The 22,255-nt window shown below is 70.7% G+C and carries 23 protein-coding genes; 16 read left to right on the top strand and 7 right to left on the bottom strand.

The features are described from left to right. Positions 1-15: 15 nt before the first annotated feature. Together ACFSDF_RS06195 and ACFSDF_RS06190 are read left to right on the top strand one after the other, a co-directional pair. Positions 16-534: a type III secretion system chaperone family protein gene (locus tag ACFSDF_RS06195; RefSeq protein WP_370465456.1), complete on the top strand. Its 519-nt coding sequence runs from the start codon at positions 16-18 to the stop codon at positions 532-534. Positions 535-566: 32 nt separating this feature from the next. Continuing rightward, on the top strand, positions 567-1,283 hold the full coding sequence (locus ACFSDF_RS06190) for a Clp protease N-terminal domain-containing protein (RefSeq protein WP_167001441.1): 717 nt from the start codon (positions 567-569) through the stop codon (positions 1,281-1,283). A 2-nt stretch (positions 1,284-1,285) separates the two neighbouring features. On the opposite strand, the gene ACFSDF_RS06185 is transcribed toward ACFSDF_RS06190, so the two are convergent. Beyond that, entirely contained in the window at positions 1,286-2,296 is a 1,011-nt protein-coding gene (locus ACFSDF_RS06185; protein ID WP_167001442.1) for an NAD-dependent epimerase/dehydratase family protein, read from the bottom strand. A gap of 79 nt (positions 2,297-2,375) precedes the next feature. Between ACFSDF_RS06185 and ACFSDF_RS06180 the strand changes: the two genes are divergently transcribed. Both ACFSDF_RS06180 and ACFSDF_RS06175 read left to right on the top strand, forming a co-directional pair. Continuing rightward, positions 2,376-3,125 (top strand): phosphoglyceromutase, encoded by a 750-nt coding sequence (locus ACFSDF_RS06180; RefSeq protein WP_167001443.1) that lies wholly within the window; start codon positions 2,376-2,378, stop codon positions 3,123-3,125. An 18-nt stretch (positions 3,126-3,143) separates the two neighbouring features. Continuing rightward, positions 3,144-3,938 (top strand): sulfite exporter TauE/SafE family protein, encoded by a 795-nt coding sequence (locus tag ACFSDF_RS06175; RefSeq protein ID WP_208322830.1) that lies wholly within the window; start codon positions 3,144-3,146, stop codon positions 3,936-3,938. 94 nt (positions 3,939-4,032) lie between these two features. Here the strand turns inward: ACFSDF_RS06175 and phoU are convergent, their stop codons facing one another. Further along, positions 4,033-4,680: a phosphate signaling complex protein PhoU gene (phoU, locus tag ACFSDF_RS06170; protein WP_167001444.1), complete on the bottom strand. Its 648-nt coding sequence runs from the start codon at positions 4,678-4,680 to the stop codon at positions 4,033-4,035. Between the two features lie 133 nt (positions 4,681-4,813). Here phoU and ACFSDF_RS06165 point away from each other — a divergent pair, with 133 nt between their 5' ends. The 3 genes from ACFSDF_RS06165 to ACFSDF_RS06155 all read left to right on the top strand — a co-directional run bounded on the left by ACFSDF_RS06165 (position 4,814) and on the right by ACFSDF_RS06155 (position 7,546). After that, positions 4,814-5,995 (top strand): sensor histidine kinase, encoded by a 1,182-nt coding sequence (locus ACFSDF_RS06165; protein ID WP_243842870.1) that lies wholly within the window; start codon positions 4,814-4,816, stop codon positions 5,993-5,995. Beyond that, entirely contained in the window at positions 5,992-6,672 is a 681-nt protein-coding gene (locus ACFSDF_RS06160; RefSeq protein ID WP_167001446.1) for a response regulator transcription factor, read from the top strand. Before ACFSDF_RS06165 ends, ACFSDF_RS06160 begins: the two co-directional genes overlap by 4 nt. 79 nt (positions 6,673-6,751) lie before the next feature. Further along, the gene (locus ACFSDF_RS06155) at positions 6,752-7,546 is read left to right on the top strand and encodes a deoxyribonuclease IV (protein ID WP_377156680.1); all 795 of its coding nucleotides are present in this window, start codon (positions 6,752-6,754) and stop codon (positions 7,544-7,546) included. Between the two features lie 7 nt (positions 7,547-7,553). Here the strand turns inward: ACFSDF_RS06155 and ACFSDF_RS06150 are convergent, their stop codons facing one another. Continuing rightward, positions 7,554-8,147 carry a hypothetical protein gene (locus ACFSDF_RS06150; RefSeq protein WP_167001448.1) on the bottom strand — a complete coding sequence of 198 codons (594 nt, stop codon included), beginning with the start codon at positions 8,145-8,147 and terminating at the stop codon, positions 7,554-7,556. A 266-nt stretch (positions 8,148-8,413) separates the two neighbouring features. Here ACFSDF_RS06150 and ACFSDF_RS06145 point away from each other — a divergent pair, with 266 nt between their 5' ends. After that, positions 8,414-8,899 carry a CarD family transcriptional regulator gene (locus ACFSDF_RS06145; RefSeq protein WP_139086947.1) on the top strand — a complete coding sequence of 162 codons (486 nt, stop codon included), beginning with the start codon at positions 8,414-8,416 and terminating at the stop codon, positions 8,897-8,899. Positions 8,900-9,041: 142 nt separating this feature from the next. After that, positions 9,042-9,395, top strand: a complete 354-nt coding sequence (nirD, locus tag ACFSDF_RS06140) for a nitrite reductase small subunit NirD (RefSeq protein ID WP_167001449.1) — start codon at positions 9,042-9,044, stop codon at positions 9,393-9,395. Here the strand turns inward: nirD and ispF are convergent. Further along, the gene (ispF, locus tag ACFSDF_RS06135; RefSeq protein WP_167001450.1) at positions 9,379-9,858 is read right to left on the bottom strand and encodes a 2-C-methyl-D-erythritol 2,4-cyclodiphosphate synthase; all 480 of its coding nucleotides are present in this window, start codon (positions 9,856-9,858) and stop codon (positions 9,379-9,381) included. The two genes, nirD and ispF, sit on opposite strands and share 17 nt — an antisense overlap. Positions 9,859-9,880: 22 nt before the next feature. Next, complete coding sequence (locus tag ACFSDF_RS06130) at positions 9,881-11,065, bottom strand: peptidase C39 family protein (RefSeq protein WP_377156676.1); 1,185 nt, start codon at positions 11,063-11,065, stop codon at positions 9,881-9,883. Between the two features lie 112 nt (positions 11,066-11,177). Between ACFSDF_RS06130 and cysS the strand changes: the two genes are divergently transcribed. From cysS to ACFSDF_RS06115, 3 genes are all read left to right on the top strand, one after another. Further along, positions 11,178-12,623: a cysteine--tRNA ligase gene (gene cysS / locus ACFSDF_RS06125; protein ID WP_167249092.1), complete on the top strand. Its 1,446-nt coding sequence runs from the start codon at positions 11,178-11,180 to the stop codon at positions 12,621-12,623. Further along, positions 12,623-13,567 (top strand): 23S rRNA (guanosine(2251)-2'-O)-methyltransferase RlmB, encoded by a 945-nt coding sequence (rlmB, locus tag ACFSDF_RS06120; RefSeq protein ID WP_167001453.1) that lies wholly within the window; start codon positions 12,623-12,625, stop codon positions 13,565-13,567. The genes cysS and rlmB overlap by 1 nt, the downstream gene beginning before the upstream one ends. 76 nt (positions 13,568-13,643) lie before the next feature. Beyond that, a complete protein-coding gene (locus tag ACFSDF_RS06115; RefSeq protein WP_167249090.1) occupies positions 13,644-16,184 on the top strand; it encodes a carboxylate--amine ligase/circularly permuted type 2 ATP-grasp protein in 2,541 nt (846 codons plus the stop codon). A gap of 168 nt (positions 16,185-16,352) precedes the next feature. Here ACFSDF_RS06115 and ACFSDF_RS06110 read toward each other — a convergent pair whose 3' ends face one another. Next, positions 16,353-16,898: a hypothetical protein gene (locus tag ACFSDF_RS06110; RefSeq protein ID WP_167001455.1), complete on the bottom strand. Its 546-nt coding sequence runs from the start codon at positions 16,896-16,898 to the stop codon at positions 16,353-16,355. Between the two features lie 53 nt (positions 16,899-16,951). Here ACFSDF_RS06110 and ACFSDF_RS06105 point away from each other — a divergent pair, with 53 nt between their 5' ends. From ACFSDF_RS06105 to ACFSDF_RS06095, 3 genes are all read left to right on the top strand, one after another. Beyond that, positions 16,952-17,875 (top strand): ABC transporter ATP-binding protein, encoded by a 924-nt coding sequence (locus ACFSDF_RS06105; RefSeq protein WP_167249088.1) that lies wholly within the window; start codon positions 16,952-16,954, stop codon positions 17,873-17,875. Further along, the gene (locus tag ACFSDF_RS06100) at positions 17,872-18,669 is read left to right on the top strand and encodes an ABC transporter permease (protein ID WP_167001457.1); all 798 of its coding nucleotides are present in this window, start codon (positions 17,872-17,874) and stop codon (positions 18,667-18,669) included. The genes ACFSDF_RS06105 and ACFSDF_RS06100 overlap by 4 nt, the downstream gene beginning before the upstream one ends. A 102-nt stretch (positions 18,670-18,771) precedes the next feature. Continuing rightward, complete coding sequence (locus ACFSDF_RS06095) at positions 18,772-19,191, top strand: tetratricopeptide repeat protein (protein ID WP_208322829.1); 420 nt, start codon at positions 18,772-18,774, stop codon at positions 19,189-19,191. A 28-nt stretch (positions 19,192-19,219) separates the two neighbouring features. Here ACFSDF_RS06095 and ACFSDF_RS06090 read toward each other — a convergent pair whose 3' ends face one another. Continuing rightward, a complete protein-coding gene (locus ACFSDF_RS06090; RefSeq protein WP_377156672.1) occupies positions 19,220-20,404 on the bottom strand; it encodes an RsbRD N-terminal domain-containing protein in 1,185 nt (394 codons plus the stop codon). A gap of 89 nt (positions 20,405-20,493) precedes the next feature. On the opposite strand from ACFSDF_RS06090, the gene ACFSDF_RS06085 reads away from it, so the two are divergent. Then, positions 20,494-22,146 (top strand): FAD-binding dehydrogenase, encoded by a 1,653-nt coding sequence (locus ACFSDF_RS06085; protein WP_377156670.1) that lies wholly within the window; start codon positions 20,494-20,496, stop codon positions 22,144-22,146. Positions 22,147-22,255: the final 109 nt, after the last annotated feature.

Here is a 22,255-nt window from a genome sequence, read left to right as displayed (position 1 = left end):
CACGGAGGGGATGCAGTGGACGACACGAAGGACGCGCCCTGGGCGGCTGCGGCGACGATCCGGAGCGCGCTGGCCACAGCCGAGCTCGAGCACACCGAGTTCCGACCGGGCGTCTTCGAGATCACGCTTCCAGGGGTGCGCAAGCTCCAGACGACCTGCCGGCTTGAGGTCGGTGACCACGCCCTCGGCGTACACGCCTTCGTGGCACGTCGGCCCGACGAGAACCACGAAGCCGTCTATCGCTGGCTGCTCGAGCGCAACCTGCGGATGTACGGGGTGGCCTTCGCGGTCGACAGTGCGGGGGACATCTACCTCGACGGCCGCCTGCCGCTGCACGCGATCACCGAGGACGAGGTCGACCGCATCCTCGGGTCGGTGCTCACGTATGCCGACGAGTCGTTCAACACGATCCTCGAGCTCGGTTTCGCGACGTCGATCCGCAAGGAGTGGGAGTGGCGGGTCTCGCGAGGCGAGTCGACCCGCAACCTCGAGGCGTTCCGGCACCTGCTCGAAAATGAGTCAACTCAGGGTTGACGCCCAGGCATTCGTCAACCTAAGGTTGACGAATGCCTGAAGAATCCCGCACGCAGCTCCCTGTCCGCCTCGACGACCTCATCGACGCCGTCAAACGCGGCTACGACAACCCGCTCGACCAGCTCTCCAGCGCAGTGGTCGCCGCCGAGAGCCTCGGAGATATCTCCGACCACCTCATCGGTCACTTCGTCGATCAGGCCCGTCGCACCGGAGCATCGTGGTCCCAGATCGGTCAAAGCATGGGGGTCAGCAAGCAGGCCGCGCAGAAGCGGTTCGTCGCGCGACCGGCCACCGACGCAGCACCTACGCTCAACCCGGCCGCCGGCTTCAGCCAGTACTCCGCGCACGCGCGGCAGGTGGTCGTGGGTGCGCAGGAGCTGGCTCGTACGGCGGGCCACGACCAGATCCGCCCCGCGCATCTCGTGATCGGGCTCCTCGATCGATCCGACGCGACGGCGTCGCAGGCGCTCGCGGCGCAGGTCGATCTCGAGGCGCTCCGGAGCGCCCTCGTCGTGACCCTGCCTGATCCGGTCGCCGTCGTTCCCGCGCTGATCCCGTTCGACGACGACGCGCGCCGGGCTCTCGAGGCAACCTTCGCGCATGCCCAGGGGCTCGGCGCCACCCAGATCGGGACCGAGCATGTGCTCCTGGCACTCCTCGACAACGCCGCCGTCGCGGACGCCCTCGCGGCTGCCGGGGCTGATCCGGCCGCGGTCGACGAGCAGCTCCGCGCGAGCGCGGCCGGCTGAGCTCAGCCGACTGATCCTCGCACGCGTGCGAGGATCAGTCGCTCGGTCTCGGCGTCGATCCCGGACGGCTGGCGCTCGGGGTGCGCCGACGTCGGCCGACCCTCGGCCTGCAGCCAGGCCCAGGTGTCCGCGACCGTCTCCTCGATCGGCCGACAGCGCAGACCTGCCTCGTACGCGGCGCGGGTGTCGCTCTCGTGCAGGCCGGCCAGGTCTCCGGTCGGCGGCACCCAGATCGGGAGGTCACTCCAGCCGGTGATCCCTTCGGCGGCGAGCACCTCGGGCGGCGCCCACACCAGCGATGCGTCCGCTCTGGTCGCCGCGACGCATGCGTGGAGCAGGGCCTGCGTCGTCGTGTGTCCGGGCGGGCTGACTGCGTCGACGACACCGCCCGTCTTTGCCTCGGCGCAGTCGAGCATCCACGCGGCGAGGTCGCGACCGTCGACGTACTGCAGCGGCCGGTCGGCCGGCCCGGGCGCGAGCACCTCTCCGCCGCGTGCGACCCGCTCGAGCCACCACGGCAGCCGTCCGACCTGCTCGTACGGGCCGATCACGAGCCCGGCGCGAGCGACGAGCGCCCGCTCGCCGAAGGCGTCGAGCACCGCCAGCTCGGCGCCACGCTTGGCGGCGCCGTAGTCGCTCGCGTCGTCGATGTCCGGATCACCGTCGACGACCGGCGCGGACTCGTCGGCCCCCGGGGCCGGTGGCCAGGCGTACACCGACCGGCTCGACACGTAGCCGTAGTGCGCGACGCGGTCGGCGAGCAGACGCGCTCCCGTCCGTACGGTGCTCGGCTCCTGCGACCACGTGTCGAATACCGCGTCCCAAGAGTCGTCGCCCAGTGCAGCCGCGACGGCCGCCGGGTCGCGCCGGTCGGCGTACCGGGCGTCGACACCGTCGGCAGGCGGGCCGCTGGTCCCGCGGGTCAGCGTGGTGACCTCGTGCCCACGGGCGAGCGCCTCCTCCACCGCGGCCCGTCCGACGTGGTGGGTTCCTCCGAGCACGAGCAGTCTCATCCGCCCACCCTCGTCGGCCGCCTTCTCGCGGGCAAGGTGTTCTGCCGTGGGCAGACGAGCCGTCGCTAGGCTGAGACGCATGAGCCCGTACACCTTGATCCTGCTGCGCCACGGCGAGAGCGAGTGGAACCAGAAGAACCTCTTCACCGGCTGGGTCGACGTTGACCTCACTGAGAAGGGCGAGGCCGAGGCGCGGGCCGCCGCGCCCCTGCTCGCCGAAGCAGGGCTCTTCCCCGACGTCGTGCACACGTCGCTGCTGCGCCGCGCGATCCGCACCGCGCAGATCACGCTCGACGGCATCGACCGCCATTGGATCCCTGTGCGCCGCTCGTGGCGACTCAACGAGCGCCACTACGGAGCGCTCCAGGGCAAGGACAAGAAGGCCACCCTTGAGGAGTACGGCGAGGAGCAGTTCATGCAGTGGCGTCGCTCGTACGACGTCCCGCCGCCGCCACTGCCCGAGGACGCCGAGTACAGCCAGTTCCACGACATCCGGTACGCCGACCTGCCGCCGGAGGTGCGTCCTCGTACGGAGGCGCTCGCGAACGTGCTCCACCGGGCCCTGCCGTACTGGTACGACGCGATCGTCCCCGACCTGCGTGTCGGCCGTACGGTGCTGGTGGCCGCGCACGGCAACTCCCTCCGCGCGCTCGTCAAGCACCTCGACGGGCTGTCAGAGGAGGCCGTCGTCGGTCTCAACATCCCCACCGGAATGCCGCTGCTGTACGAGCTCGACGAGGACATGCGTCCGCTCACGTCCGGCGGCCGCTACCTCGATCCCGAGGCTGCTCGGGCCGCTGCGGAGGCCGTCGCCAACCAGGGGCGCTGACCTCTGTCCGTCCTCGAGATGGCGCTGGTCCTCCTCGCGGGGGTCGGTGCCGGAGTCATCAACACCGTCGTCGGGTCCGGCACGCTCATCACGTTCCCGACGCTGGTCGCGTTCGGCGTGCCGCCGGTGACGGCGACGATGAGCAACGCCGTCGGGCTCGTGCCTGGCAACGTGACGGGCTCGTTCGGCTACCGCCGGGAGCTGGCCGGCCAGGCGTTCCTGGTCAAGCGCCTGCTCCCGGCGTCGCTGCTCGGTTCGGTCGTCGGCGCCTACCTGCTCCTGCACCTGCCGGAAGACGCGTTCATCGCCGTCGTGCCGGTGCTGCTCGTGCTCGCGCTGGTGCTCGTCGTCGTGCAACCACCGCTGCAGCGCTGGTTGAAGGCGAGGCGTGAAGCCTCCGGGGCCGCTGCCGTCACGCTCGACACGATGAGCGTGCCGCGGAAGGCCGCCGTGGCCGTGACGGTGTTCCTGTCCGGCATCTACGGCGGCTACTTCGCGGCGGCGCAGGGGATCCTCCTCATGGGCGCCCTCGGCCTGCTGGTACCCCTGGCGCTGCAGCGGATGAACGCCCTCAAGAACGTGCTCGTGCTCGGGGTCAACGTCGTGTCAGCGACCACGTACATCGTCGTCGCGACCTGGGGAGGTGGCACGCACGAGCTCGACTGGACGGCGGTCGGCCTCGTCGCCGCCGGCTCGCTGGTCGGCGGTGTGATCGGGGCAGGGGTCGGGCGCCGCCTTCCACCTGCGCTGCTGCGGGCCTGCATCATCGTGCTCGGCCTCGTCGCGCTGTACAACATCCTCGGCATGCGCTGACCGCCCCGCCGCCTCCTCCACGATTTGACGCCCTTCCCACGTAGTGCGGGCGCGACTCGGTGGGAAAGGCGTCAAATCGCGGGGGCGGGCAGGGTTAGGCCTGCGGGACCTCGCCCGTGACCTGGTAGACGACGCGACGCGCGATCGACACCGCGTGGTCGCCGGTGCGCTCGTAGTAGCGCGAGAGCAGTGCGACGTCGACCGCCGCCTCCACGCCGCCGTCCCACTCGGCGTCGAGCAGGTTGCGGAACATCCGGCGATAGAGCCCGTCCATCTCGTCGTCGGCGGCCAGCAGCGCCGCGGCCGCATCGAGGTCGTGGGTCCCGAGCACGATCGCGACCGACTCCAGCATGCCTTCGGCGACACGTGCCATCTTCGCGATGATGGGCCGGGCCGACGGCGGGACGGCGGCCTCGGGCATCCGCATCCGGGCGAGCTTGGCGACGTGCACGGCGAGGTCGCCGATGCGCTCGAGGTCCCCGGCGATGCGTAGCCCGGCGACGACGCGGCGCAGGTCGGTCGCGACCGGCTGCTGCGTCGCGAGCAGCGAGATCGCGTCGCTCTCGCACGACTCCCGGGCGGCATCGATCACCGCATCGCCGCTGATCACGGTCTCGGCGGCACCGAGGTCACCGTCGAGGAGTGCCGTCGAGGCCCGGGTGAGCGAGAAGCGCACCGCGGTCGTCATCGCCACCAGGTCAGCGTCCAGGGCATCGAGCTGGTCGTCGTAGAAGTCACGCATGCTCCGCAACCTAGGACCGCCCGGTGAACCCCTCCCGACCTGCGGTGAACGGCGGGTGAACTCTCGCGGAACCGCGGTCGCCCCGGAGCGCGAGAGGCCGGGTGCGTCGCAGGCGAGTGCGTACGATCGAGATGTGGATCCGAACATCGCGTTCGCGTTCGGCACCACGGTGGGCCTGCTGCTCGGGGCCGGCGTGGTGTGGGCGTGGCGCTACAGCGAGCGCCAGCAGGAGGACGTACCCGACCGTCCCGACCCCGAGGTGCCGGCCGGCGCCGACGACGTCCTCGCCGTCCTGCGCTCCTCGGTCGTCATCGTCGACGCTGCCGACCGGGTCGTGAAGGCCTCCGCCCCGGCCCACGCGATGGGACTCCTCCAGGACACCCGCCTCGAGAACGCGATGCTGCGCGACCTCGTCCGGCTGGTCCGGCGCGACGGGCAGGTGCGCGAGGAGGAGCTCGCCCTCGGCATCGGGCGCGGTGGCCAGCGGCACGTGCTCGTCCGGGTCGCGCCGCTGACCTCACGTCTGGTGCTCGTGCTGGTCGAGGACCGGACCACCGAGCGCCGCGTCGAGATGATCAGGCGTGACTTCGTCGCCAACGTCAGCCATGAGCTCAAGACCCCGGTCGGCGCGCTCAACCTGCTCGCCGAAGCCGTCGCGGAGGCGCGTGACGACCCGGAGGCGGTCGTCCGATTCAGCGGCCGCATGAAGCGTGAAGGGGCCCGCCTGACGCGCCTCGTCCAGCAGATCATCGAGCTCTCGCGGCTGCAGGGCGACGCGCTGGTCGACGACCCGTACGAGGTCGACGTCGCCGCGATGATCGCGACCGCCGCGGAGCGCAACGCCGTCGATGCCGAGGCCCGCGGCATCGAGCTCACGACTCGCTGCGACGACGAGCTCTTCGTCCATGGCGACGGGGAGCAGCTGCTCCAGGCCGTCAACAACCTCGTCGAGAACGCCGTCGCGTACTCCGAGGGTGACACCCACGTTGCGGTCGACGCCGCCGCTGCCGGTGACGAGGTCAGGATCACCGTGCGCGACCAGGGTGTTGGTATCCCCGAGCCCGAGCTGGAGCGGATCTTCGAGCGCTTCTACCGGGTCGACCCGGCGCGTGCCCGCAGCACGGGCGGCACCGGTCTCGGCCTGTCGATCGTCAAGCACGTCGCCGCCAGCCACGCGGGCTATGTCGAGGTCTGGAGCGAACCCGGAGAGGGTTCCTCGTTCACGCTCGTCCTGCCCGCCTCCGCCCGTACCCGCGAGCACGACGAGACCCGCTCGCGTCCTGAGCCCGAACCGATCCAGGAGGTCCGACCGTGACCCGTGTGCTCGTCGTCGAGGACGAGGAGAGCTACATCGACGCGCTCTCGTACGTCCTGCGCAAAGAGGGGTTCGAGGTCGCGGTGGCGACCGACGGGCACGCCGCCCTCGAGGAGTTCGACCGCAGCGGCGCCGACATCGTGCTGCTCGACCTGATGCTGCCGGGGATCAGCGGCACGGAGGTGTGCCGCAAGCTGCGCGCCTCGTCCTCGGTGCCGGTCATCATGGTGAGCGCGAAGGACTCCGAGGTCGACAAGGTCGTGGGGCTCGAGCTCGGGGCCGACGACTACGTCACCAAGCCGTACAGCCCGCGCGAGCTCGTCGCCCGCATCCGTGCCGTCCTGCGCCGCGGCGGTGAGCAGGACGCTGGTGGCGACGCGGCGCTCGAGGTCGGGCGGGTCCGCATGGACGTCGACCGGCACGTGGTGACCGTCGACGGCCAGGAGGTACGCCTGCCGCTCAAGGAGTTCGAGCTGCTCGAGCTGTTCTTGCGCAACGTCGGCCGGGTGCTGACGCGCGGGCAGCTGATCGACCGGGTGTGGGGCTCGGACTACGTCGGCGACACCAAGACGTTGGACGTCCACGTCAAGCGCCTGCGGGCCAAGATCGAGCCTGATCCGTCGCGTCCTTCGACGTTGGTGACCGTACGAGGGCTCGGCTACAAGTACGAGGCGTAGGTCTCGACAGGCTCGACCGTCGGGAGGGGGTCTCGACAGGCTCGAGCGGCTTGTCCGCGGGGGGTTCTAGGCTGGGCGCATGAAGACCCGCATCGGGACCCACGTCGACCAGGAGCACCCGTTCGACGACGCCGCGCGTGTCGGGGCGGACGTCGTCCAGCTGTTCCTCGGCAACCCGCAGAGCTGGAAGTGGCCGCAGTACGAGTACGCGGGCGGGGCCGACGCCCTGCGTGACGACGCGGCGGCCAAGGACATCCCGCTGTACGTCCACGCCCCCTATCTGCTCAACGTCGCGAGCCTCAACAACCGCGTCCGCATCCCCAGCCGCAAGCTCGTCCAGAACGCCGTGGACGGTGCCGCCGCGATCGGCGCAAAGGGGGTGATCCTGCACGGCGGCTACGTCGACTCCGAGGCCGATCTCGACAAGGGCTTCGACAACTGGCGCAAAGCCGTGGAGGCGATCGACGCGAAGGTCCCGATCCTCCTCGAGAACACCGCCGGCGGCGACTACTCGATGGCGCGGCGCTTCGACCGCATCGCGCGGACGTGGGAGGCGATCCAGGCCGGCGGTGCGGGAGATGCGTGGGGGTTCTGCCTCGACACCTGCCACGCCTGGGCGGGCGGCATCGACCTCGACGGCATCGTCGACCGGATCAAGGGCGTCACCGGACGGATCGACCTCGTCCACTGCAACAACAGCCGCGACGCGTTCGACTCAGGCGCCGATCGTCATGCCCACCTCACCGAGGGCACGATCCCGCCGGAGCAGCTCGTGGAGGTCGTCCGTCAGGCGCAGGCGCCCGTGATCATCGAGACGCACGCCGACGACATGACCGGCGACGACATCAGCTGGCTGCGCGAACAGCTCGGCTGAGCTGGGGTCAGTTGCCCTCGGCCTCGTCGGTGGCAGCGGACTGGTCGGGCGCGATGCCCTCCTCTTCCTGCTGCTCGGCATCGGCCTGCTGCTCGGCGCCCTCGGCCTCGGCCGGGGCCGGGGTGGCCACCGAGTCGTACATTGCCGTGCGGGTCACGATCGGGACCTGCATCTCGACGTCACCCGCGTTGGCGAAGGTCAGCGAGATGTTGAGGAACTGCCCGGCGAAGAGCTCGTCTCCGGCGATCACGGCCTGCGGCTTCGTGCCGAGGTGGGCCAGGCGGCGGACGGGAACGGCGAAGGGACCCTCGAAGGTCACCTCGACCGGCGTGCCCGCGAGCGTCGCTGCGTTGATGGTGGTGAGGCTGTCGCTCTGAAGCGCCTGGTTGACGAGGCCTGCGGACAGGGTCGCCGTGCCGTCCTCGTTCTTCACGAACAGCGCGTTGAGCACCTCGACGTCGGTCGAGCGGTTGTTGGTGCCGATCGCTGCTTGGTAGACCGCGCTGGTCTGTGCGTTGAACCCGGTGCCACATCCGGCGAGGGTCAGGGCGAGGCCTGCGACGACGGCGGTGACGAGAGCGCGGCGGGAGCGAGTGAGCACAGCCCGACCCTTTCGTGAAGGAGAACAGCGTAGGTGAGTGCCGCGTTGAGCAGCGCGGACGCACGGCACGACGCGGACCTGGACAGCGTATCTTCGGGCGCTCCGTGACGTGCGGTGAGGTCGGTCGAGAGCACGTTCACGCGCGTGCGCCTGCCACCGAGATGTCGCTTTGTCAAGTCACGATTCGGCCTCTGACCTGCATAAACGAACCGGCTGGCGTTGGGGGCCCGTGTTATCCTAGTCACCTAAGAAAGGGCTATGGACATATGACTTTCACTGTTGGCGAAACGGTTGTCTACCCCAATCACGGTGCGGCGGTCATCGAGGACATCGAAGTCCGGACGATCAAGGGCGAGGAGCGTCAGTACCTCGTACTCCGCATCGTCGCCCAGAACGATCTCGTCGTACGGGTGCCGGCGTGCAACCTCGACCTGGTCGGTGTGCGCGACGTGGTTGACAAGGACGGACTGGACCGGGTCTTCGGTGTGCTTCGGGCAGAGCATGCTGAGGAGCCCACCAACTGGTCGCGTCGCTACAAGGCAAACCTCGAGAAGCTCCACTCCGGCGACGTCATGAAGGTCGCCGAGGTCGTCCGCGACCTGTGGCGCCGTGAGCGTGACCGCGGACTCTCCGCCGGTGAGAAGCGGATGCTGGCCAAGGCGCGCCAGATCCTCGTCTCCGAGCTGGCGCTCGCCGAGAACACCAACGAGGACAAGGCCGAGACCCTCCTCGACGAGGTGCTCGCGTCCTGAGCCCGGGGTGTGGCCTCGCGCCACACCAGGTACGCCGAAGCCGCCCCCGTCCGAGGGGGCGGCTTCGGCGTGCGAGGGGTTTGTTTTCCGTGGCGTATCTTGACGTAATCCCCTCGAAATGCGCAGTGCCTAGCGTCACGTCATGGCGACGTCGAGCGGGGTGGCGACCTGGGTCAAGGTGTGTGACGCGGGGGAGCTCGTCGTCGGCATCGGCGTCTCCGCGCTGATCCGCGGCAAGCAGGTCGCGCTCTTCAAGACCGACGAGCGTTCCCTGCGGGCCGTCGGCAACCGCGACCCCTACGCGGGCACCCAGACGATGGCCCGCGGCCTGGTCGTCCAGCGCGACGGGCACACGCTGCTGGCCGCACCGGCCGGGCGCGAGCTGTTCGACCTGGAGACCGGCCAGTGCGTCGACGACCCGATGACCCGGGTCCCGACCTATCCGGTGCGCGTCGTCAATGGGTTCGTCGAGGTCTGCATCACGACGAGGGGATGACCAAGGCGGTCGCGATCGCGGCAGCGCCCTCGCCCCGGCCGGTCAGGCCGAGCCCGTCCGTCGTGGTGCCTGCGAGCGTGACCGGTGCTCCGACCGCCTCGGACAGGACACGCTGCGCCTCGTCGCGCCGCGAGCCGACCTTCGGTCGGTTGCCGATCAGCTGCACGGCGACGTTGCCGACGGTGAACCCCGCTTCTCGGACGCGGCGCGCGGTCTCGGTAAGGAAGGCGACGCCCGAGGCGCCGGACCAGTCGGGGTCGGCGGTGCCGTAGTTGCTCCCGAGGTCGCCGAGCCCGCTCGCCGACAGGAGCGCGTCGCAGATCGCGTGCGCGACCACGTCAGCGTCAGAGTGCCCGGCAAGACCCGCAGGCTCGTCGGGCCAGTGCAGCGCCGCGCACCACATCGGGCGCCCGACCTCGTACGCGTGGACGTCGGTGCCGATACCGGTACGAGGGATGCTCACCGGTCCATCATGCCGTGGGGCGTCACCAGGTGTGGCCGGGGAGCGACGGGAGGGGCTTGCTCGTACGGATGACGTACGCGACACCGCCGCTGCCGCGCAGCCACGCGCGCTCGAGCTGGTCGCGCCGGTACACCCGCCGCACCGTCGACGCCTTCGACGCGGCGGGATCGTTGACGATCACGGCGCCGCTCGCGGTGAAGCCCCGGATCACGACCAGGTGCCCCGCCGTCGAGCGGATCGGAGCTCCGGACAGCGCGTCGCGGCCGAAGCGGATCGAGACGACGAGCGGGATCCCGGCTTTCACGAACGCCTCGGCGTCGCGCAGCGAAGTGAGCCGGGTGACGAAGGCGTCGGTGCCCCGCGTCCCCGCGTACGCGGTGTTGAACGACCAGTTGCCGGCGCCACGGTAGCGGTGGTCGTACGTGCTGCGGGCGCCGTGCACGACGAAGCGCTGCTTGACGCCCTTGCGGACCCACGCGTACTGGGCCTTCGTCGGGCCCTTGCCGAGGCTGCGCAGGACCATCGTCGTCGCGGTCGGGGAGCACCAGGCCGCGCCTCCGCCGCCGTACTGGCGGTACTGGCCGCGGTGCAGCATCTGCGAGTAGCGGCGCACCGGCAGCTCCACCGTGCGTGTCATCGTGGTCGCAGAGGTGGGACGGCTCGCCTTCGCCGAGGCCGACGCGACGGCGCCGACAGATGTCACCCGGGGCTTGGTGGCTGTGCCCCGAGGGCGCAGCAGCGTCACCCGTACCTGCCACGAGGCGATGCGGTGCCCGCTGTTCGCACGCACGGCGTCGGTCACGACCCGCGCCACGTCGTCGCTCTGCGCGGGGCCCGACCGGCGCTTGTGCGTCGTGTCGCGCTCGGCCCAGCGGGCGACGGTGTCCCAGCTGCCCGTACGGCCGGCGGTTGTCCGGACGCGGACGGAGACCGTGACCGCCGAGCGCGCGGGTGTACGGGCGTTCCACGACGGGATCAGCTCGTCGGCCGCGAAGCCGGTCGAGGCCCACGGCGACGTCCAGCGCGCCGTCTCGTACGTCCGGCCGCCGAGACGCTTGGTGCCGGTGGCGCGGCCGAAGCGGATCGTGCCGCCGCTCACCGTCGTCCCCGCCTCCGCACCCCTCTGGAGCTGTGCGGTCGACGACCAGCGGACCGACGACGCCTGCGCGGTGGCTGCGTGCGCAGGGGCGGTCAGCGACGCTCCCACGACCGCACCGCATCCGCACAGCAGAACCAGGCTCTTTCGGACGATTCCCCCCATTGGCTCCAGCATCCGTCGATGCTAAGGCGGATCAGGCGCAGCCACTACTCTGGTCATCGTGACCGTGCGCCTCTACGACTCTGTGACGATGCAGACTCAGCCCTTCGTGCCCCTCGTCGACGGACGGGTGGGCATCTATCACTGTGGGCTCACCGTCCAGGGCCCGCCCCACCTCGGCCACATCCGCAAGGAGGTGGTCTTCGACGTGCTGCGGCGATGGCTGACGCACGAGGGCTACGAGGTGACGCTGGTCGCCAACGTCACCGACATCGAGGACAAGATCCTCGCGAAGGGCGTCGAGCAGGACCGCCCGTGGTGGGCCGTGGCGTACGAGAACGAACGCGCGCTGCACCAGGCGTACGACGTGCTCGGCTGCCTGCCGCCGACGTACGAGCCGCGGGCCACCGGCCACGTCCCCGAGATCCTCGAGCTCGTCGAGACGCTGATCGACCGCGGGCACGCCTACGTTGCCCCCGACGGCTCCGGCGACGTCTACTTCGACGTGCGGGCGTGGCCCGACTATGGCGAGCTGTCGCACCAGAAGATCGACGACATGCGCGACGCCGAGGACGCCGACCCGCGCGGCAAGCGCGACCCGCGCGACTTCGCCCTCTGGAAGGGGCACAAGGAGGGCGAGCCCGAGACGGCGTCGTGGCCCTCCCCGTGGGGTCGCGGCCGCCCCGGCTGGCACATCGAGTGCTCGGCGATGGCCACGAAGTACCTCGGCTCCGAGTTCGACATCCACGGCGGCGGCATCGACCTGCGCTTCCCGCACCACGAGAACGAGCTCGCGCAGGCGCGTGCGGCGGGCATGCCGTTCGCCCGGTCGTGGATGCACAACCAGCTCGTCCGCATCGGCGGAGAGAAGATGAGCAAGTCCGTCGGCAACTCGCTTCTGGTGAGCGAGGTCGTCAAGCGGTTCCGTCCCGTCGACGTGCGCTACTACCTGGTCGCGGCGCACTATCGCTCGGTCATCGACTACTCCGAGGAGGCGATGACCGACGCCGCGACGACGTACCAGCGGATCGAGGGCTTCGTCCGCCGCGCGACCGAGGTGACCGGTGCCACCACCGACCTCGCCGCGCTCGGTGGGGCGGTGACGCCGGGCTTCGCGGCGGCGATGGACGACGACCTCTCGATCCCGACGGCGCTCGCGCAGGTGCAGGAGCTCGTGCGCGACGGCAACAAGCAGCTTGCGGCCGGCGAGGAGCAGAAGTACGCCCTGGTGAGTACGCTCTCGGCCGTACGGCGCATGCTTGACGTGCTGGGGCTCGATCCGTACGCGCCCCAGTGGGCGAGTGCCGGTGAGGGCAGATCGGCCGAGCGGACCGCGCTCGGCACGCTCGTCGATGCGCTGCTGGAGCAGCGCACCCAGGCACGAGCAGACAAGGACTTCGCGACCGCGGACCGGGTGCGTGACCAGCTCAAGGCAGCCGGCGTCGAGGTCGAAGACACACCCGCAGGACCACGCTGGTCCGTCGGGGCAGAGAGGCAGGAGAGCTGATGGCCGGCAACAGCCAGCGCCGCGGCGCGATCAACAAGAGCAGGAAGGGTCCCGCCGTCGGTACGGGGGGCCACCGCAAGCGCGGGCTCGAGGGCAAGGGACCGACGCCCAAGGCGGCGGAGCGCCCGAACCACAAGAAGTACAAGATGGCGAAGGCGGCCGAGAAGCGCCGTCCGCAGGCGCCGCGCAAGCGCGGCGACGAGGCGGAGTGGGCGGCAGGACGCAACTCGGTCCTCGAGCTGCTGCGCGCCGACGTCCCGGTGGCGACGCTCTACATCGCCGAAGGCATCGACCGCGACGACCGGGTCAGCGAGATCCTGTCGATCGCCGTCGACCGCAGGCTGTCGATCCTCGAGGCGACGAAGGCCGAGCTCGACCGGTTCACCGACCGTGCGGTCCACCAGGGCGTCGCGGCCAAGCTGCCGCCGTACGAGTACGCCGATCCTGACGACCTGCTCACGGCGGCCCGTGAGGCCGACGAGATCCCGCTGATCGTCGTCGTCGACAGCATCACCGACCCACGCAACCTCGGTGCGATCATCCGCAGCGCGTCCGGCTTCGGTGCGCACGGCGTCGTGATCCCCGAGCGGCGCGCGGCGGGCATGACGGCGTCGGCGTGGAAGACCTCGGCAGGCGCCGCAGCGCGAGTCCCGGTCGCGCGGGTGACGAACCTGACCCGCCAGCTCAAGGCGTACGCAGAAGAGGGCCTGATGATCGCGGGCCTGGCCGCTGACGGCGAGATCTCGCTGCCTGACCTCGACCTCGCGGACGGGCCACTGGTCCTGGTCGTCGGGAGCGAGGGCAAGGGTCTGTCGCGGCTGGTCGCCGAGACGTGCGACGTGCTCGTGTCGATCCCGATGGCCTCGTCGCTCGAGTCGCTCAACGCGGGCGTCGCGACCGGCATCGCCCTCTACGCGATCGATCAGCGGCGCGCTCAGGTCTAAAAGGCGGTGGACAGAGGTTTAAAACCCGGACAGCGGTCGTGAGCTGGGCGACTCGGCGGACCCGTACGGTGGCGGGATGACTGCTGAGCTGACCCTGGGTGCAGAAGAAGAGCTGCATCTCATCGACCGCGAGAGGCGCACGCTTTCGGCGTCGGCGCCACAGCTGCTGTCCCGGCTTCCAAGTGAGAGCTTCTCGGCCGAGCTGCAACGGACGACGATCGAGACCAACACCCCCGTCGTCACCGGTCTCGGCGCGCTCCGCGAGGAGCTCGTCAGTCTGCGTAAGCAGCTGATCGCGGTCGCTGATCCTGAAGGCATCGGGATCGCTGCCGTCGGCACGGCGCCGTCGTCGTACGACGAGGACTTCGAGCTCACCGCCAGCGGCCGGTTCGGTCGGATGCAGCAGCAGTACCGGCTCCTCGTCGACGAGCAGCTCATCTGCGGGACGCAGATCCACGTCGGCGTCTCCGACCGCGACCTGGCCGTCGACATCGCGCAGCGGATCGGCCGCGACCTCCCGATCCTGCTCGCGCTCTCGGCGAGCTCGCCGTACTGGAACGGTCAGGACACCGGCTATGCGAGCATCCGGACGATCCTCTGGCAGCGCTGGCCGACCACCGGAGTGCTCCCACCGCTCGGATCGGCGAAGGAGTACGACGCGCTCATCGAGAGTCTCGTCCAGAGCGGCGTGATCGCCGACGCGAAGATGGCGTACTTCGACGTGCGTCCGTCCTCCCACGTGCCGACGCTCGAGCTGCGCGTGAGCGACGCGTGCCCCGTCGTGGACGACGCGATCCTCGTCGCGGGGCTCTTCCGGGCGATGGTGCGGTCCGCCGAGCTCGACATCGAGCGTGGTGTGCCGTACGTCCCGGTCGCCGCGCCTCTCCAGCGCGCCGCCACCTGGCAGGCCGCGCGGGCGGGCCTCTCCGGGACCCTTCTCGACCCGACCACGCATGCCGAGCGAGTCCCCGCCCCCGGCGTGGTGCGATCGCTGATCGAACGCCTGCGACCGGCACTCGAGGAGCTCGGCGACTACGAGGAGGTGGCCGAGCTCGCCGCCAGGACGCTCGTGCAGGGGACCTCTGCGGACCGGCAGCGTGCCGCGTACGCCGAGAGCGGCTCGCTCGACGACGTGATGGACCAGGTCGTCGCCGAGACACAGGGTCCGCCGTCCGGTCTGCCGGCGGACGTTCCTGCGCTGGGGGCGTATCCCGCACGGGCCGGTGACGAGGCGATCGGACTCGGGTCGCGACCCCGCCCCGTCTACAGCGACGTCATCTCCTACGTCCGCGAGCGGAGCCGCGACGATCTCGAGAAGCTCCAGGACCAGCGCGACGCGTGGTCCGACGACGAGGGTCTCACGGTCGTCCTGAACGGTGAGACCAATCGGTTCGACGTCGACCTCGTCCCGCGCATCGTCATCGCGCACGAGTGGGCGATGCTGCGCGACGGGCTCGAGCAGCGCGCCCGGGCGCTGGAGATGTTCCTCCAGGACATCTACGGCGCAGGTCGCGTGATCGCTGACGGCGTCGTCTCGGAGTCGGACCTCGTCGCCTGCCCGGGGTGGCGTGACGACGCCCGGCGGCTGCCGAAGTCGGTGGTGCGGGCGCCGATCATGGGCTTCGACCTCGTACGTGACGAGCGAGGCGAGTGGCGGGTCCTCGAGGACAACCTTCGCAACCCGAGCGGCCTGGCGTACGCCGCGGCTGCACGCGAGATGCTCGACGCGGTGGTCCCGGACATGCCACGACCGGCCGGGCTCGTCGACCCGCACGCGTCCCTGCCGGTGGTCGGCCAGACGCTGCGGGCCTGCGTCGAGCGCGCGGGCGTTGGTGTGGGCGACGAAGGAGCGCTCGTGCTGCTCGCGACCGGACCGTCGAGCGTCGCCTGGTATGAGCACCAGCGGCTCGCCAAGGAGAGCGGCCTCGAGCTGGCGACGAGCGAGGACCTGGTCGTACGCGACGGCCGGGTGCGGCTCGTCGACGGTGACCGGGCGGTGGACGGGATCTACGTCCGTCTGGACGACGAGATCGGCGCGCTGCAGACCGAGGACGGACGTGCGCTGGGCGAGGAGATCGTCGACGTGGCGGCGGCCGGGGCCGTCGTGCTCGCCAACGCCCCGGGCAACGGCGTGGCCGACGACAAGGCGACGTACCGCCTGGTTCCCGAGCTCATCGGCTACTACCTCGGCGAGCGGCCGCTGATCGAGTCGGTGCCGACCTACCGCACCGACGACGAGGACGAGCGGCGCATCGTGCTGGAGCGGGTCGGAGAGCTGGTCACCAAGCCGGTCGACGGCTACGGCGGCAACGGCGTGCTCGTCGGTCCGCTCGCGTCCGAGGGCGAGATCGCGCGGCGACGGATGGAGATCGCCGGGAGCCAGGAGGGCTGGGTCGCCCAGGAGACGGTCTCGCTGAGCTCTCACCCGACCCTCGACCACGGGCGGCTCGAGCCGCGTCACGTCGACCTCCGCGTGTTCGTGCACGTGACCGGCACGGAGCCGGGTCAGGTCCAGGCGATCCCGGTCGGGCTGACCCGAGTCGCCGGCCCGCGGAGCCTCATCGTCAACAGCTCGCAGGGTGGCGGCGCGAAGGACACCTGGATCCTTCAGGACTGACGGCGCCCTCCGCTGCGCGACGTGCAGCGGCCGAGCCCTCCGTACGAACCCCGTCAGACCTGACGGGGTTCGTACGGGAACGTGCGGAGCGTGATCAGGAAGGCCGTACGGACGAGCCATCCCGCATCGCCCGAGGGTCGCGACAGGACCAGAGTCGGCACGGCTGCGTCAGGTGCGACGGCGGCGAGCGGAGGCGATCGCGGTGCCGAGCAGCAGTGCGGCGATCGTCGGGTAGAGCAGGAAGCCGTAGAACGGGGCGTTGATGACGGCCTGGGCGTACAGGCTGTCGCGGAGCTCGCTGCCGATCCGCAGGACCTCGTCGCGGGCGAGGACGATCGCGAGCGTCGGCGCGACCCCGTACAGCAGACCGGCGAGGGCGGGGCCGATCCACGACAGGCGTCCAGCGGCCGCGACGACGAGAAGCAGAGCGGCCCCGGCGGCGACAACGGCGAACGGCCAGAGCGCGCTGTCGGCGCCACTGAAGCGCAGGACGTCGTACCAGTAGCGGGCCAACCCCCAGTCGAACAGGACCAGCGCGACCGGCGGCAGCAGCAGGCCGATCAGCAGGCTGCCGAAGTGGCGGCCGATCGACGAGCCGCCAGAGCTCGGGGAGGGGGTGTAGGGCGAATAGGTGGGCTCGTACGGCTTCGCGATGTCGGTCGTCGGAGACGAGTCATGGCGGGTCGGTGCGGGGGGATCGACCTGTTGAGTCATGCGCGAAAGGCTAGTGGCCGGCAGGTGCAGCCCGTTCGATAGCGTGGGCCGGGATGATCTCCGTTGAAAGCCTCACCAAGACCTTCGGCACCGTGCAGGCCGTCGACGACCTCAGCTTCGAGGTACGTCCCGGCGTCGTCACCGGATTCCTCGGCCCCAACGGGGCAGGGAAGACGACGACCCTGCGGATGCTCCTCGGACTCGTCTCGCCGACTTCGGGGCGGGCCACGATCGGCGGGAAGGAGTACGGGGAGATCCCGCAGCCGGGGCGGGTCGTCGGTGCCGCGCTCGAAGCCGCGAGCTTCCACCCCGGCCGCACCGCGTTCGACCACCTGCGCGTGTTCGCTCCGCAGGTCGGTGTCTCCGACCAGCGGTGCCGTGAGCTCCTCGACATGGTCGGGCTCTCCGACTCGGCCAAGCGGCGCGTCGGCGGGTTCTCGCTCGGCATGCGCCAGCGCCTCGCCCTCGCGACGACGCTGCTCGGTGACCCGTCGGTGCTCATCCTCGACGAGCCCGCTAACGGCCTCGATCCAGGCGGGATCCGCTGGCTGCGCGAGCTGCTGCGCTTCTTCGCCGGCCAGGGCCGTACCGTCCTCGTCTCGAGCCACGTGCTCTCCGAGGTCCAGCAGACCGTCGACGACGTGGTGATCATCGCGCGCGGCCAGCTCGTGCACGCCTCGCCTCTCGCCGACCTCGCCGCGCGCGCCGAGCGCCACGTGGAGGTCGTCTCGCCGACCGCCGACGCGTTGAAGGCGGTGCTGGACGCCCAGGGCTGGACGTACGCCCCGGCCTCGGAGAACGGCGTACGAGGGTTCAAGGTGTCCGACGTCGCCGCAGCCCACGTGGGGGCGGCGGCGTTCGCGGCGGGCGTCGAGCTGCACGCGCTGACGCAGCAGGAGGTCGAGCTCGAGGACGTCTTCCTGCAACTGACCGGCCAGACCGACGACGCCCCTGCGGCGCAGGGGGTGGCGGCATGAAGGCGGCACTGACCTCGGAGTACCGCAAGTGGGTCTCGACCCGCATGTGGTGGATCCTGCTGCTCGTCATGGCGGTCTATATGGCGTTCCTCGCCGTCGTCATGGCGTTCTCGGTCACGCTCGAGCCGGTCGACGGCTCCGGCGCGACGGCGATCGGTGGCGTCGATGCAGCGCTGACCGTCTACACGCTCGGCAACGGCCTCGGCTACGTCTTCCCACTGCTGGCCGGCGCGATGTCGATGACGGCGGAGTTCCGCTACCAGACGATCACCCCGTCGCTGCTCGCCGATCCGCGCCGCAGCGTGTTCCTCAGCGCCAAGCTCGTCTCAGCCGCGCTGATCGGCCTGGCGTTCGGCCTCGTCGGGACGCTCTCGAGTGTCGTGGCGGGAGCACCGATCCTCGCCTGGCGCGGTGAGGGCGCGTTCCTCGACACCGGCGATGTGCTCGTGCCGGTGGTCCTGTCAGTCGTGGCGCTCGCGATCTGGGCGTTCGTCGGCGTCGGCGTCGGCACGCTCATCACGAACCAGGTGGCGGCGATCGTCGTCGTGCTGGCGTTCACGCAGTTCGTCGAACCGATCGTCCGGCTCGGCATGAGCAGCGTCGACATGCTGGAGGGCGCCGCGAAGTTCCTCCCTGGCGCCGCGTCGGAGGCGCTCGTGGGGGCGAGCACGTACGCGTCGCTCGGGATGACCGACCTTCTCGGTCGCCCGGCGGGTGCGCTCGTGTTCCTCGGGTACGGCCTGCTGCTCGCCGTGATCGGGCGATTCACGACGCTGCGCCGCGACATCACCTGATCGCTCCCCGGGTCTGGGGACGGGAGGTCGTACCGTCGGGAATGAGCGCTGGTCCACCGTCGTTGTGGGCGGTGTATCCAGCCACCGAGGAGGTGCGCCCGCATGACCGAGGACTTCCGTCCCCTGATCCTCAAGCCGATCTTCAATGCCGCGATGATCTCCGAGATGTCGCTGTACGACCGTTTCCGGCGCGCAGAGGAGATGGTGGCGAACCGGCACCCCCGCGACGCCATCCAGATGCTCGTCGGTGTCGTCGAGGAGGAGCCGAACCACGCCGCTGCCTGGGAGCTCCTGGGCCGCGCCTACTTCGCGGCTGCCCTGCTGGAGCCGGCGGAGAACGCCTTCCGGCGACTGATTGAGCTCGAGCCGACGAGCGGCTGGGCTCACGTGGCGCTCGGGCTGACGCTGGACCGCCAGTCGCGGCACCGCGAGGGCGCGGTCTTCCACCGGATGGCAGCGGTCCTCGACCCTGACCAGGACCGGCGACCGCGGCTCGTCCCGGCGCAGGAGCCGCAGGGCTGAGCTGGCGCTCTCGTCCCCGATTTGGGCACTAGGCCACCGAATCCGATCCGCGATTCGGTGGCCTAGTGCCCGAATCGGGGACGAGGCCTGGGGTGGTGCGCGCCATGTCGAGGACGAGCCGGTCCCACGGGTCGTCGAGGTCGCGTCCGGTCAGCTCGCGCAACCGCCTCAGCCGGTGCCGTACGGTCTGCGGGTGCAGGCCCAGCGCGTCCGCGGCGGCGGTCGCGCTGCCGTGATCGAGGTAGCCGACGAGTCCGGCGAGGACGTGCGCGTGGGCCGGGTCGAGCAGTGGGCCGAGCACCGCGGGCGCCAGCTCGTCGGCTGCGCCGACGTCCGAGCCGCACAGCACCGCGAGGGCTAGGACGTCGCCCCAGTCGAGCACCGGCGACGAGCGGTACGCCCTGGCGGGCGCGTGGTCGAGCGCGCTCGCGACGAGCCGGTAGGTACGGGGGAGCCGGGGCACGGGCACCTCGGCGACGACGCACGCGCGCACTCCTGGAGGTGGTGCGACGGCTTCGGCGGCGAGGACGACGGTGTGGGCGCCGCGGTGGGTGGTGAGGGTCTCGACAGGCTCGACCGGCGAGGGTGCGGCGGGGGTCTCGACAGGCTCGACCGGCGGTGTTGCGGCGAACACGGTGATCGCCAGCCGTGACGGCACGGTGATGCCGAGCTGTGCGGAGCGGTCGGCGAGCGCGGCCCGCGACGTCTGGCGCCCGGCGAGAAGGTCGTCGGCGAGCCCGGACAGCGCCCGTTCGCGGTCCTCGTCGAGCGCGGACGCCGCGTGCGCATAACCCGCGAACAGCGCCTCGGACAGCGAGTCGACGCCGATGAGCATGGTGCGGTTGAGCGCGGCGAGGTCGTCCACGCCGAGCGTGCCGGCACCGAGTTCGACCACGAGGTCGCTGGCCTCGACGGCGGCGATCCGGTAGGCCCGCAGGATGGCCTGCAACGGCCGGCCGTCGGCTGCCCGGGCGGCGCCGATCCCGCGGAACCGGCGCAGGTCGGCCTCGGTCATCACGGACTCGTCGACCCACAGCTCCACCGTGCGCCGAAGGGCCCAGCCGGTGATCGCGGCGATCTCCTCGCGCTGTGCCGCACTCACTCCTCCGTACGCGGGGATCTCGCGCAGGACCAGCGCGACGACCCGCGCGGTGATCGCCTCGGCGTCGCGTGTCATCGCACGCTGGACGGCGACCCGCTCCTTCGTACCCACCTCGCCATTATCACTGGTTGACAATCGTGATGCGCACTCCGTACGGAACGCATTGCCTGCACGGGCGCCGTACCGCGAGCATGTCGGGCATGGATGCTGATGTGATCGTCGTCGGAGCCGGGCTCGCCGGGCTGGCCGCCACCGCAGAGCTCGTGGACGCCGGCAAGAAGGTCGTGCTCGTCGACCAGGAGTCCGAGGCCAACCTCGGCGGCCAGGCGTTCTGGTCGTTCGGCGGGCTGTTCTTCGTCGATAGCCCCGAGCAGCGGCGCATGGGCATCAAGGACTCGTACGACCTCGCGCTGCAGGACTGGATGGGCAACGCCGGGTTCGACCGTCCCGAGGACGCCTGGCCTCGCAAGTGGGCCGAGGCGTACGTCGACTTCGCCGCCGGCGAGAAGCGCGCGTGGCTGCGCGCGCAGGGCCTCAAGATCTTCCCGATCGTGGGGTGGGCCGAGCGAGGCGGGTACGGCGCGGTCGGTCCGGGCAACTCCGTGCCGCGCTTCCATATCACGTGGGGGACCGGTCCAGGCATCGTCGAGCCGTTCGAGCGTCGCGTGCGCGAAGGCGTCGCGAAGGGGCTCGTCACGTTCCGCTTCCGCCACCGCGTCGACGGCCTGACGGTGACCGACGGGGTGGTGACCGGCGTGACCGGTGCCGTGCTCGCGCCCGACGCCTCCCCGCGCGGCGTCGCGAGCAACCGCGACGTCGACGGCGACTTCGCCCTGTCCGCGCAGGCCGTGATCGTGACGTCCGGCGGCATCGGCGGCAACCACGACCTCGTCCGCAAGACCTGGCCCGAGGACCGTCTCGGCAGCCCGCCGGAGGACATGCTGACCGGCGTCCCCGCGTACGTGGACGGCCGCATGCAGCAGATCGCGATCGACTCGGGCGCGCACATGATCAACCCCGATCGCGGCTGGCACTACGTCGAGGGCATCAAGAACTGGGACCCGATCTGGCCCGGGCACGGCATCCGGATCCTGCCGGGTCCGTCGTCGCTGTGGTTCGACGCGCGCGGCAACCGGCTGCCCGGGCCACTGTGGCCGGGGTTCGACACCCTCGGCACGCTCGAGCACCTGCGGACGACCGGTCACGACCACAGCTGGTTCGTGCTCACGCAGAAGATCATCGAGAAGGAGTTCGCGCTGTCGGGGTCGGAGCAGAACCCCGACCTCACCGGACGCGACTGGAAGCAGGTGCTGTCGCGGGTGCGGCCGGGCGCGCCGGGGCCGGTGGAGGCGTTCAAGCAGCACGGCGAGGACTTCGTCGTCGCGGACACGCTCGACGAGCTCGTGGCGGGGATGAACGTACTCACCCCGGAGACACCGCTCGACGTCGACGCCCTGCGGACGCAGATCGAGGCGCGCGATCGCGAGATCGACAACCCGTTCTCCAAGGACATGCAGGTCGTCGCGCTGCGCGGCGCACGCTCGTACCGGGGCGACAAGCTCATCCGTACGGCGTCGCCGCACCGCATCCTCGATCCTAAGGCCGGGCCGCTCATCGCGGTGCGGCTGCGGGTCATCACGCGCAAGACGCTCGGCGGGCTCGCAACCGACCTCGACGCGGCGGTGCTGCGCGAGGACGGCTCGCGGTTCGAGGGCCTGTACGCCGCGGGCGAGGTCGCCGGGTTCGGTGGCGGCGGCGTGCATGGCTACCGCGCGCTCGAGGGGACGTTCCTCGGAGGCTGCCTCTTCTCCGGTCGTACGGCCGGCCGGGCGGTCGCCCGCGCCCTCGGCTGAGCCGTCTGCCGATGGTTGAACCTGTCGAAACCCAGGTTTCGACAGGCTCAACCGTCGGGGGTTTCGACGGGCTCAACCGTCGGGGGTTTCGACGGGCTCAACCGGCGGG

Origin of the sequence: Mumia zhuanghuii (assembly GCF_042681565.1) — a bacterium.
Taxonomy (GTDB): Bacteria; Actinomycetota; Actinomycetes; order Propionibacteriales; family Nocardioidaceae; genus Mumia.
Note: the sequence above shows the minus strand (reverse complement) of the source record. Positions and strands in the feature narration are given on the sequence as shown.

What these genes read in the sequence shown, in the direction of transcription:
- ACFSDF_RS06115 (WP_167249090.1), top strand. Translation starts at nt 13,644, where the DNA reads ATGACTGCTGAGCTGACCCTGGGTGCAGAAGAAGAGCTGCATCTCATC.
- ACFSDF_RS06155 (WP_377156680.1), top strand. Translation starts at nt 6,752, where the DNA reads ATGAAGACCCGCATCGGGACCCACGTCGACCAGGAGCACCCGTTCGAC.
- ACFSDF_RS06095 (WP_208322829.1), top strand. Translation starts at nt 18,772, where the DNA reads ATGACCGAGGACTTCCGTCCCCTGATCCTCAAGCCGATCTTCAATGCC.
- nirD (WP_167001449.1), top strand. Translation starts at nt 9,042, where the DNA reads ATGGCGACGTCGAGCGGGGTGGCGACCTGGGTCAAGGTGTGTGACGCG.
- ACFSDF_RS06190 (WP_167001441.1), top strand. Translation starts at nt 567, where the DNA reads ATGCCTGAAGAATCCCGCACGCAGCTCCCTGTCCGCCTCGACGACCTC.
- ACFSDF_RS06175 (WP_208322830.1), top strand. Translation starts at nt 3,144, where the DNA reads ATGGCGCTGGTCCTCCTCGCGGGGGTCGGTGCCGGAGTCATCAACACC.
- ACFSDF_RS06085 (WP_377156670.1), top strand. Translation starts at nt 20,494, where the DNA reads ATGGATGCTGATGTGATCGTCGTCGGAGCCGGGCTCGCCGGGCTGGCC.
- ACFSDF_RS06110 (WP_167001455.1), bottom strand. Translation starts at nt 16,898, where the DNA reads ATGACTCAACAGGTCGATCCCCCCGCACCGACCCGCCATGACTCGTCT.
- ACFSDF_RS06185 (WP_167001442.1), bottom strand. Translation starts at nt 2,296, where the DNA reads ATGAGACTGCTCGTGCTCGGAGGAACCCACCACGTCGGACGGGCCGCG.
- ACFSDF_RS06145 (WP_139086947.1), top strand. Translation starts at nt 8,414, where the DNA reads ATGACTTTCACTGTTGGCGAAACGGTTGTCTACCCCAATCACGGTGCG.
- rlmB (WP_167001453.1), top strand. Translation starts at nt 12,623, where the DNA reads ATGGCCGGCAACAGCCAGCGCCGCGGCGCGATCAACAAGAGCAGGAAG.
- ACFSDF_RS06180 (WP_167001443.1), top strand. Translation starts at nt 2,376, where the DNA reads ATGAGCCCGTACACCTTGATCCTGCTGCGCCACGGCGAGAGCGAGTGG.
- ACFSDF_RS06100 (WP_167001457.1), top strand. Translation starts at nt 17,872, where the DNA reads ATGAAGGCGGCACTGACCTCGGAGTACCGCAAGTGGGTCTCGACCCGC.
- phoU (WP_167001444.1), bottom strand. Translation starts at nt 4,680, where the DNA reads ATGCGTGACTTCTACGACGACCAGCTCGATGCCCTGGACGCTGACCTG.
- ACFSDF_RS06105 (WP_167249088.1), top strand. Translation starts at nt 16,952, where the DNA reads ATGATCTCCGTTGAAAGCCTCACCAAGACCTTCGGCACCGTGCAGGCC.